3 protein-coding genes are annotated in these 12,189 nt (G+C 39.8%); 1 reads left to right on the top strand and 2 read right to left on the bottom strand.

Features of this window, described 5'->3' with window-relative positions; all coding sequences use genetic code 11:
- Nucleotides 1-29: 29 nt before the first annotated feature.
- A complete protein-coding gene (locus ABJG98_RS04660; RefSeq protein WP_348278315.1) occupies nt 30-2,192 on the bottom strand; it encodes a glutamine synthetase III in 2,163 nt (720 codons plus the stop codon).
- A gap of 137 nt (nt 2,193-2,329) precedes the next feature.
- Here ABJG98_RS04660 and ABJG98_RS04655 point away from each other — a divergent pair, with 137 nt between their 5' ends.
- Entirely contained in the window at nt 2,330-3,028 is a 699-nt protein-coding gene (locus ABJG98_RS04655) for a 16S rRNA (uracil(1498)-N(3))-methyltransferase (protein WP_348278314.1), read from the top strand.
- On the opposite strand, the gene ABJG98_RS04650 is transcribed toward ABJG98_RS04655, so the two are convergent.
- On the bottom strand, nt 3,029-12,181 hold the full coding sequence (locus ABJG98_RS04650) for a T9SS type A sorting domain-containing protein (protein ID WP_348278313.1): 9,153 nt from the start codon (nt 12,179-12,181) through the stop codon (nt 3,029-3,031).
- Between the last annotated feature and the right edge of the window lie 8 nt (nt 12,182-12,189).

Genomic DNA, 12,189 nt, shown 5'->3' with positions numbered 1-12,189 from the left:
CCCCGATCAAAGTCGGGGCTATTGGTTCTTTATTTCAAGAATAACAATTCCCTATACTTTGGCAGTGGCCAGTCTTCATCGTCAACTAGCATCTCCAGCTTATCTACTGCGTATCGTAAAGGCTCAAAGTATTTACCTTTCACTGCATCACAGTACTCAATGGCACGTTCTCTGATGCTTTCAATCCTATTGACACGCTTGCGCTCTTCTACCATATCATGTGTCAATCTTCTCACATTGTTAATGTGAGTGGACACCTCTTCGATTGTTTTCTTAATCTCAGCTGCATCCAGACTAAGATCCATTAGACCTTTTGCATTCCTGATCAATTGTGACTGATACTTAGTAGCCGTAGGGATAATCATATTACTGGCAATATCTCCCATCATCCTTGATTCAATTTGTACTTTCTTGATGTAATTCTCCAATCTAATTTCGTGTCGAGCCTCGACCTCCACGCGGCTCATTACTTTGTGTTTTTCATACAACTTGATCGCTTTCTCTGTGATTGAAAAATCTAATGCCCTTGGCGTGTCTTTTACATTTGCCAGCTTTCTCTTTTCCGCTTCCTTAACCCATTCATCAGAATATCCATCACCTTCAAATCGAACAGATTTGGACTCTTTGATGTAATCTCGAAGTACATCGATGATGGCCAATCTTTTATCTCTCCCTGAATCAATAAGCTTATTTACCTTCTTATAAAAATCAGATAGTTGCTCTGCCATAATGGTATTCAATACCATCATAGGATCTGAAACATTGGCATCTGATCCTACTGCACGGAATTCAAACTTATTTCCAGTAAATGCAAATGGGGAAGTTCTATTTCTGTCTGTGTTATCCAGAATAATAGATGGTATCTGATCGATTCCCAATTTCATATACAGATTCTCTCCTTTCTCAACCATGATATCACCAGACTTCTCCAGTTTGTCAAGAACCTTGGTCAAGGTTGAACCAATGAAAACAGATATAATAGCCGGTGGTGCCTCATTTGCTCCTAATCTAAAATCATTTCCAGCGGAAGCAATGCTTGATCTTAACTGGCCCGAATACTCGTGTACGGCTTTTATTGTAGTTACAAAAAAGGTTAAGAATAAAAGATTTTCTTTTGGACTACTGCTTGGTTGATAAAGGTTTACTCCAGTATCTGTAACAAGTGACCAGTTGTTGTGTTTTCCACTACCATTCAATTCTGCGAACGGCTTTTCATGGAATAGAACCCTTAGGTCGTGCTTGTTGGCTACCTTTTCCATCACATCCTTCAGCAGCTGATTATGATCAGTAGCTTCGTTTACAGTACCATACATAGGAGCAGCTTCATACTGGGCAGGCGCCACCTCATTGTGTCTGGTCATTAGTGGAATACCTAACCTATGTGCTTCGATTTCATATTCCTTCATGAAATCATAAATTCTCGTTGGAATAGTACCAAAGTAATGATCATCAAGCTGCTGTCCTCTGGCCGGATTGTGACCAAAAAGTGTCCTACCTCCCATTACCAAATCTGGACGTGCATTGTAAAGAGCCTTATCTACGACAAAATATTCCTGCTCCCATCCAAGCGAAGCGTTCACTTTGGCTACGTTTCTGTCAAAAAGACGGCATACCTTAACGGCTGCTTTATCAACAGCTTCAAGTGCCTTTAGTAATGGTGCCTTATGATCAAGTGCTTCTCCTGTATATGCTACAAAGATCGTTGGGATACATAGTGTCTTTCCATAGATAAATATTGGTGAAGATGGATCCCATGCGGTGTATCCTCTAGCTTCGAAAGTGCTTCTTATACCCCCATTTGGAAAGGAAGAGGCATCTGGCTCTTGCTGAACAAGCGCTTCTGCCTTGAAGTTTTCGATACCCTTGCTTGGGTCGAAGAACGAATCATGCTTTTCTGCTGTAGCTCCGGTAAGTGGCTGAAACCAATGTGTGTAGTGTGTGACACCTCGTTCCATGGCCCAATTCTTCACTGCAGCTGCAACAGCATCTGCTGTTTCAATGTCGATTTTTTTTCGATTTTTTATACAGTCAGTTACTCTTTTAAAAACATCAGGTGAAAGAGTAGTCTGCATTTGAGCCTTTGTGAAGGCCATTTCTCCGAAATAATCTGAGATTCGTTTTGAAGGGGCTTTTACTTCTACCTTCTTTCTTTTTTGAACTAAATTAAGCGCTTGGTGTCTGAGTTGTGCCATGGTTTATAATTTTCAGCAATTTTCAATGCCCAAAAGTACTTAATTTTTGCATATCAATATTAAGTAGGTTCGTTTTCTAACCTCTTTTTAGCCAATTTGCACAAAAATTAATTTTTCAAGTTAAAATTTTTATACGAATGACCATTTTTTACAAAAAATTCATTCAAGATGGAGGAAACACACTTTCAGAAGAGGAGTCAAAGCACTGTGCTCAGGTTCTGAGGCATCAACAAGGGGATGAAATTCTGATTTTTGATGGAAATGGTGGAAAACACCAAGCTATCTTGACTCACGTTTCCAAAAAATCATGCGCATTTGATATTATTGATTCGAATTTTACTCCTCAAAAGAAATTTCATATTCATTTAGCTATAGCTCCCACCAAAAATGCAGATCGTATGGAATGGCTAGTTGAAAAGCTCTCCGAAATTGGTGTAGATGAGGTGACTTTCATTCAGACCAAACACAGTGAACGAAAGAAGCTCCGGCTGGATAGATTGGAGAAGAAAGCAATCAGCGCAATGAAACAGAGTGGAAATCCGTTTTTACTTCATCTAAATGAGTTAACTCAACTAGATGCGTTTCTAACTAATGCTGATGCTAAAATTAAACTAATTGCTCACGTGGATGATTCGCACCAATATATATTCGAAGCTTTAAATCCCAATCAGACAGTTACCATACTCATCGGTCCCGAAGGGGATTTTAGTTTAGAAGAAGTAGACCAAGCTAAAGCGAATGGATTCATGGCTGTTTCCTTGGGTGAAAATACCCTACGAACAGAAACAGCAGGCTTTGTAGCCTGCTGCATAAGTAATGCGGTAAATAAATTCTAATTACTTGATCAGGACTTTATGTCTTTTCGTATTCCCACCTTGTTCAACTATTAGGTAATACATTCCTGATTTTAGATTTATCGTTGAATTAACTTTTTCATCAATCATCAAAGAACCTTGAAAGAGTTTTTCTATGTAAGTTCTTCCGGCCATATCAATTATTTTCATATGGATTGGTGTGTGATCATCGCCAGAAAGAATTCGCAATCGAACATTATGTGCAAAAGAAGGATTAGGATAAGTTGATACTTTTATTCCTTTCTGCTTGAAATCATTCATCACTAAAATGACTGGTAACAGCTCTTCAACTCCGTCAAAATCTACTTGTCTCAATCGGTAGTAATTCACCCCGAAGAATGGGTTTCTGTCAATAAAGTTATATTCTATTGGTTCGCTTGAGTTACCATTTCCATCAATCACCCCTATAGCTTCAAATGCAGTGCCATTGGATGACCGCTGAACTTCAAAGAAATCATTATTTAATTCAGAAGCTGTTTTCCAATTGAGGAATATCTGGTTTTCTTTGGAGATTCCGGTAAAGGAAACTAACTCGACTGGTAAGGCTGACGCTGAGTTTTCTGAACCAAAAGTGAAATAATTTTCACTGAACGCTGCCCCTAGGGTTGATACAAGTGATGCATTAGATGGTGTGCCGGAAGCTACCCCACCCAGGTCATCCCACTCTGTGCCCGCATCATCCCAAATTAGCACACGTAACTCTTGGTCATCAATTTCATCCTGAGTAATTGTATTAATACTTGCATCCATTCTGAACGTTGCTCCGTTGGCGGGACTAGCAGTATTTACTCGCCAATATTCATCTGGAATAATCGACTGAACATTGCTGGCCGCTTCAACAGTAAAATTATCTACAGCAGCTTCGTTGGTAACTGGTGAAATTTTATAGAATTCCACTTCCCATACTTGAACTCCTGCCTGACCACTTGTCGTATTCACCCTAAAAGACTTATAGAGATTGTTTTTTCCTACTGGGAAAGTGAATGACTGATTGTTTCCTAGTTCAACCAATAATGGTCCATTTACAAAACCACTGGTACGTATATAATTACCTGCACCAGTACCAACATCACATAACAAAAGTGCAGCACTTGTAGAGTCCACAGTATTAAATCTTCCTTGTGTTAAAGTCAATGTATTTGCGACAGCTATGGTGTCCATATTTCCTATATACACTTGACCAGATGCTTTGTTGATTTCAACATTATACATCTTGTTGAGCTTGAAATCACCATTCACTATCTGATGGTTTGTTCCTGTGAAAATTACTGTTCCACTACCATTGCTAAACGTACCAGCAGTATAATCTACATCTCCACTTAAACTTAAATCGCCACTTCCGGCATTGAATGTCCCCCCATTTAAGTTTATATCTCCCGATAAAACGGCATCTGCTCCGCTGCCATTAAATGTTCCAGCAGTGAGTGTTAGGTCAACTCCAGTCATTGTGGTTGTAGCATTTCCAGCATTTAATACTCCATTGGTGATAGTAATAGGTCCAGTACTTGAAAAATTCATATTTCCGTTATTGGAAAGAGTTGCCCCATCTTGAATGGCGATACCAGTGGATCCCACAGAATATATAACCGACGGAAATCGTTTAACAGCACCATCGCTAATTATCATGCCTCTAATATCTGTATAATCAGCAGGTATGGTAAAACTCGATCCACCTCCATATTCAATAACCCCGCCTGAAGTATTAAAGAACACATCCAAGTCTCCTCCTGGTAAAGTACCGGACTCTAGTTTCATCGTTCCGGTCCCAGTAACATCACCAAAATTATGCCCATCAGAGTCTCCGATATTTAGCGCTCCTTCAACAGCTACGCTAAATAGATTTTGATTATTATCAGTCCCAGAGGACATGGTGATATTAGCATCGCTGCGTACCTCAACTACCGAGCCAGCTCGTGGTGTTTCTCCCGCAGGGTTATAGTTTGATCCTCCGTCCAATGATACCTCCCAAAGTGCAGTATTGGACCAGTTTCCGCTTGCTGAGGTTACTGTTCTATAAAGCAAAAGTTCATCTGGAATATCGTCCGGATCACCTATTGTAAATTCTCCGGTGAAGTTATTATTCCCTAAGTCTGTATCATCCCACGTTATTGTCTTACTGGCAGAATTAATACCATTTCCGGAAATTGGAGGTTGTAGCTTAGTCCATGTTGGTGCTTCTAGACGAGCGTTAGCATAATTGTTAATGTTGCCATTGATATCACTTCCGATATAGCTAAAAGTAATAGAGCTTCCGGCAAATCCAGAAATATCAGAATCTGATGTTGTAACTACCCAGTAATAATCTAAAATATCAGTACCAATTGCAGAAGGATGTGCTGCATTTATTACTTTAAACAAGATAGTTGCAGTTTCACTACTATTGACTACTACATCTACTGGAGTGTATTTACCAGGAACTCCTAATGGGATTGTGAAGCTTGTATTGTTGTTAAATTCTTTTTCAATTCCATCACTCTTTTTGACTCCATTTACTGAAATCATGGTGTTTTCATCAAAAGTACCAGTAGTCGTAATTGTGGCATCTCCATCAATGAAAAGTCTATTATCAGAAATATTGAAGACCCCATCATCAATGGCAATTTCATCATCAATATTAATGGTGACTACCTCGCCACCACCTGTTTGCTCCAGTGTCACTCCATTAGGATTATCAATAACTAATTTACTAATTGATCCAGTTTTATCAGATGAGGTCAGCTCTTGAGATACCGTTGAGCTATTCATTGTAAGACCTCCAGCTCCGCTATAGGTCGTTAAAATATCCACATTTCCTTCCACATTTGTGGCAATTCCCTGATCATTGAAGGTACCGGAGTTCAATAAAAAATCGTTCGTAATTATAATTCCGGATGCAGGAACCGTCACATTATCTATGGCAACCGTACCGGATGAATTGATCGTCATATCATAAAACGTACTGGCTGTGGTTCCACTTATTACCTGACTGGTTCCCTCGAAAACAAACAGATTATTGTTTGGTGTGTAGGTGCCGTCATTTATAAAATCTCCTGATAAATTTACCTGCAATCCATTCGCATCAAAAATGCCATTATTGTTGATTTCTAAATCTCCAGAAAGTGTCAGGTTATTAATGATCATTTGAACGGTTGGACTGTTTGCATCACTGCTATCCACACGGATATTGGATAGTGACTGATAGGAGTTCAATTCGAATGTGGTCGAAGCGGGTGTGGTGTAAGTACCATCATCGTATCCAAAATCGATGTATGTATCAGAAGCCATAGCTACCGTCGGGGTGGTACTTGAGGTTCCTATTACAAAACTTCCTATTGTTGGATTGGCTTGAGCGCCTACTAATGCCAATAGCGAAGTACCATCATTGTTGTTTAAGGTGAAACTCCCATCGGAAATTTCAAAGACTCCTCTAGTGTTTTCGAAAGTAGCAGTTGTATTTACTCCGAATAAAGAGGTACCTCCGGTTTGTGAATAAGTAATAGTTCCATTTGATGAAAGTACGGATCTACGTAATTGAGAGCCGACAATCAAATTCCCAGTTGTCAATTCGATTTCTGCTGATCCACCTGATCCATACTCTACATAATTGTCACCAGTCGTTCCATCAGCAAAAATGGCACTGCCACCATTGATAGTTAACTTGCCATCCAATTGAATACCATTTCCGGATCCTGAACCTGTTGCACTAACGCGGACTGTTCCATTGGTTATAGTCAATGCCGCTGATGATGGAATATCAAAGTCTCCTCCTCCTCCATTCACATCAACATCAATGCTTCCATTATTCAAAATTAAAGTACCATTCTGAAGCTCTATTGGTTTTGAAGTACCTGATGATGAGGCACTTAAAGTGAAAGTATCGTCAAAAGTAAACGTTGCAGATGGATCTGTACCTTTATTTACAATCACACGATATAAGCTAGCACCTACACCTGTATTATTGATAAACGAATGACTCCCGCTACCAGCTACTTCTAATTCTACCTGAGCCCCCGCAGCTGATGTTAAATCAAATCCTGTGCCTACATCTAGTGAAATATCTTCATTTACCTTCAGACGATGAACATCACTTCCTGAATTTTCTACGCTCATATTATTCCCAGCATCATTACTATAAATCAATGTTCCACATTCTAATGTCACATTTGTTCCTACGTCAGGAAACTCGATCGTACCAGCACCATTTGAGCCTATTTGGACCAAGCTGTCAATCGTCCAGTTTGTAGAAATAGACATTATTGTTCCATTATCGACAACAATCCCGTGTGCGGTTACATCTTGAGAAAAATCTAAAGTGCCGTCTGCTCCAAAAGTTCTGAAAATTGGAAATTCAAATCGGTCTGTAATAGTCACATTGTTGACACTTTGAAACCAATAGAAAAATCCGTTGTCCTTTTCTTCAATAAAATCACCAACATCTCCAGTAATAGTACCAGTTTCAGCGACTGTGCCAATATCCTGTACTAATTCCCCTGTGCCGCCAATTTTATCAGCATCTAATGTGAGACCTCCTCGAATTCTAACTCTTGACATATCTGTCACATTTAAAGCCGTTCCTCCAGCTTGAGAATCAAATATCAATTGTGCAACCGAAACATTTCCTACTGTATTATCAATTCGAATCTGATGCCTACCTGTGCCTGAGTTAATACACGGGTCACAACCAAGTGCATCTACATAAACACTTCCTACTACAGCGATATCGCCTGCTTGAGGATAATCACTCGCTGCTGCTCCTAAATGCTGATTAACTGCATCTGTTGACCAATGTTGTGTATCCTGCCATTCCCACCAGGTTCCATTTATGGCGCGACTGTAATACACTTCGGGTGCTCCATTCCATGCATTACTTCCTGCCGCACTGAAATTTGCATTTATTATTTCGAATCTATTACCTGGGAAGGCGCCATTGTTAGAACTCGTGCCATTAAAAATTAACTCATTAAAATTTCGGTCATCATCATTCGCATCTTCTTCTACTCGAGAAAATGGAGATTCATCCAAAACATATCCTCCGTTGTACTGATTTTCATTTCCTGTGATATCTTCGTCATCATAATTCAGTTGAAGTGAAATATCCGGAAGTGTACCAGCACCAAATCCAGAATGATTTAATCTCCAATAAAAGCTCAACTTATCAGTCTCTGAAGCTTCAATTGTTGGTAGTACCTCATCAGCGACGCTTATTTTGACATACCCACTATCAATACCATTAACGGCTGTTATTGATAAAACTGCGGGAGTGTATTTATCTGTTCCGGATTCAAGGTCTGTGCCTATTGGAAACAAGTAATCATCTCTGTCATTGGCTATGTACATAGCAATACCCTCATCTGAAGCATTACCAGCGGTTCTGATGTATTTCGTTGTACTATATCCCGTACCAGAAATACCTGAAGAATCTGTGGCTAGTACGAGGGCATTAATATCAATGTCAAAAATCCCTGTAGTCATTGTCAGGGTATCATAAATAAATATATCATCAAGTAGGTTTGCCCCATTGGCATCATCCAATTCTAAGTTGGTGAAAATTCCAGTGCCATCACCATCAATAGTATGAGTAGCTACACCACCTGTTAGTTCTATTTTTCCAGCGCCAGTATGAGTCCCTGCATTATATATATCGCCATTCACAGCAATATTGAATCCATTGTCATCAAATATGACACCAGAGCCAATAACAAGACTGTCTCCAATCTCAAATGGATCTAATGTACCTTCTATTCGCTTAGTGCCACCACCTGAAAGAACCATCTGGTACATTCCATTCATATCTGAAAGAACTCCATAAACAAGCTCGCCTTCAATAGAAATACGTTGCACAGCAGAAGTACCATTAAATGTAATGGTGTTGACTTCTGTCTCGATATAAGTATTTGCTTCAATGTAGAATCCATTTCCAATGGTCAAATCACCGCCATTAGCATCGAATCTTACCCTGTCAAATCCTGTTCCTCCATTATCAAGCATTCTGAAGTCATTTAATACAATTAGATCTTGAAGAGTTGCGGCTGGGGTAAAGGCTGTGGCATCGACAGCTCCCATGTAGTATTGACGGGTATTCCCATCTTCTTTATCAAGCGTCAAATTCCAAAAGGGAGCAGTTGAATTGATGATCCCATCATCTTCATCAAAAGCACCTGTAAAATTTCTCATTTCAACATTTATTGTGCCCCCAGAAACACTATAATTACCATTGTCTACACCTATCTGGATTAATACATCGTCACCTCCTGTTTCTTTTGGTTGATCATTGTCATCATCATCTTCCATGATGATATTCAAAATAGTAGGATTAGATGGGTCATCTTCCATCATTGTAAAGTTCATTTCAGAATACGGTAAGCTAAAAAGTGCGTGAGACCCATTTGCTCCATCACCTATATCGTCTACAGGATAAGAAGCAGAGTTATTATACGGATTCACGTTTACAGTTCCTCCTGTGTGGATGTATGCGCCTCTAGGATCAATAGGGCCTCCGACTGTTCGAATTTGACTAACTGTAGTTGTACCTCCCTCAATTAGCATGATTGCAGAATCATCAAATAAGATCTGGCATGTACCTGATCCCTTGGAAAGTGTTGCATTATCACTAATCTGCAACTTGCCCATCACCTGGATGCCTCTTTGCTGTTCTGAAGTCAATGAAGAGGTTCCTGCAAGCCATAATCTTGCGTCAGGGAAAATAACAAAATCAGTGTTACAGGTTCCTGAACAAACTCTCGCAATATTTCCATTTAGATCTGCTGTAGTGACCTCTGGAATAACAATATTATCAGATAACTTAAGGGTTCCTTTTTCTAAGCCCAACGCTTTTGGGTTTACATACTCTGATGAATTAGAACCAACATGCTGAGCAAAGGCTACCCTTCCAAAAATGTCGAAATTCGCTGAATTATTTGCGGTTATTTCACATATATACGTATCGTCTGATCCCTTATCAACTTCTATTCTGTAAAACGTTGTTGGTCCATTGCAAGTCACCATTTGATTCTGAGTGCTTGAGGTAAACAACACTTCTACCACTCCATATTCAGTTGCTCCGCCGGCAAAACCATCTGGATCTGCAGCCATCGGATACTGATCTAGGTTAGCAGCTGAAAGATTGGTAAACGATACAGTTCCCTCATTAATAAAATCACCTTTTATTTCAAATTGATGAAATTGATATGTTTCGGTTACGTTGCCTCCTGGCCATATTACTTGAGCATCTCCAGTGCCTGTAGAAATTGTCCCTGCGGCACCTACTGAAACGTCGCCATTAACTAACAATGACAGAGTTGTTGTTGAAGCATTATCATTAATTCTAAATGTACCATCTTCAACTAATAAGTCTCCATTGACTACTACATCATTAAGAAGAGTCAGGATGCCGTCAAGGGTTTCGGCATCATTAGTCATGTTAATGGTAAGATTGTTAAATGATTGACTTGTATTTATGCTAAAATCGGTTGATCCATCATAGTAAAATTCAAATGTTCCCCCTGAAGTAGTAATAAATGTGTTTGTGGTAGTGACAGATGGGAGATCAAAGCTATTTAAACGTATGGTTCCCTTTCCACTTAGATTTTCAAAAGTATGACTTGATGTGCCTTCTAAGTCTAATATACCTCCCAAACGTACATCAACATCCCCAACAGAGTATGGTCCACCATTCGATGTTACAGCATCTGCGTCAAGATCGATTTCATCTCCATTCAGAATGGTAACGTTGTCAGTTGTTTGATTCGGATATCTGCTATCTGGATTCACACGAATGGAACCTGAAGGATCGGTTGTCCAATTCAACGGATCATCCCAATCCCCTGATTTGTAGGAATAAAAATTGACGATTTCAGTCACACCTAGTGTGTAATAACCATCAGCAAGATTGGCATCAGTTACTGAAAAGGTAACTTTCGTGTTTCCATCAGTAAACGAGGCTGTAGGAGTACCTGAAGCCTCAGTAAAATCTACTGAAGAAGGATCAGTGGAATACAAAAGCTTGAAATCACCGGTTGTCCCTATATCATCCGCATTACCGAATCCTGCCTCGTCCGTATCAAAGGAAAGTGTAATGTCTACAGTTCCTGTTTTTTCTAAATACCAGATTCGAGACCATCTACTAAATCCTATGAGACCTGCGTCTACATTACTTTTTGTTGTACCATGTCCAACTCCATTATGCCCTGCCATAACCCACTCATCATCTGCATCAAGCGTAGCGCCGCTTTCGTCGTAATAAATCTCTCCACCTGAGCCGGTTATTGTAGTTGATGTATTACCTGCCGTTTGTCTACCAATACCAACAAGATCGGATTCGTATCCTGCCTGAGCAAATTCATCGTTTGCCGAAAGTACAATTCCGTATTTTTCACCTAAATAATTATTGATTATTGTTATCTCCGCGTCATTCAATACCACATTGTAATAAATAGCCTCAGAAATAATTCCGGTAAATCCTGCCGAACCATTTGTAATCGTTGAACCCCCACTAATTTGATTCCCATCCCCACTATCTCCGAAAGTTATATCTCCAGAAGTCCCTGTTACGGATGCTAATACTGAAGTATTTACACCAACAGAGTTATTGTCTAATAATGCTTCTATGGTTGTGGATCCGCCATTAAAAGTAAAGCTCATTATATAATCTGTGCTAGCAGTTAATGCACTTGAGGTGATGAAGTAGTCATTGGTCGAGCTGTAAACACCTGCATTTAATTGACCTGATCCATCTATGTAAATAATCAATCCATCGGAGTTGTTTCCTTGCTCATACAAAACTTGTGTTCCACTAAATGAAGATGGAGTGCTGAAAACAATAAAAATCGTTCTTGTGGAAAAGGTGCTGGTATTGATGCTCCCGGAATTGGCTATGGTAAGTTCCTTACCTGATGAGAATGTTACTCCAGCGATTCCATTGATTGCGGGATCTGTGTAAGCTGGCTCCTGACTTATGGGTGGGCTTGCATCGTTGGAAGAGGCTCGATCCTCCCAAAGGCTCACAAGTCCGCCGGTTTCGAAAAGACCAACATCTCCTTTCAACCAAAAGAGATTTGAAGAATTATCTTGTATTCCTCCCGGACCGCTTTGTCCTAAAAGCACACATGGTAGCCATCCTACAATGCAAAGTAGAGCTAAACGTAAAAAAGAGTTCATCGTGGTAT

This window comes from Ekhidna sp. (assembly GCF_039960695.1).
Taxonomy (GTDB): Bacteria; Bacteroidota; Bacteroidia; order Cytophagales; family Cyclobacteriaceae; genus Ekhidna.
The sequence above is the reverse complement of the archived record's forward strand: the minus strand, read 5'-3'. Positions and strand labels throughout refer to the sequence as shown.

Coding starts and splice junctions, on each gene's coding strand:
- ABJG98_RS04660 (WP_348278315.1), bottom strand. CDS start 2,192: ATGGCACAACTCAGACACCAAGCGCTTAATTTAGTTCAAAAAAGAAAG.
- ABJG98_RS04655 (WP_348278314.1), top strand. CDS start 2,330: ATGACCATTTTTTACAAAAAATTCATTCAAGATGGAGGAAACACACTT.
- ABJG98_RS04650 (WP_348278313.1), bottom strand. CDS start 12,181: ATGAACTCTTTTTTACGTTTAGCTCTACTTTGCATTGTAGGATGGCTA.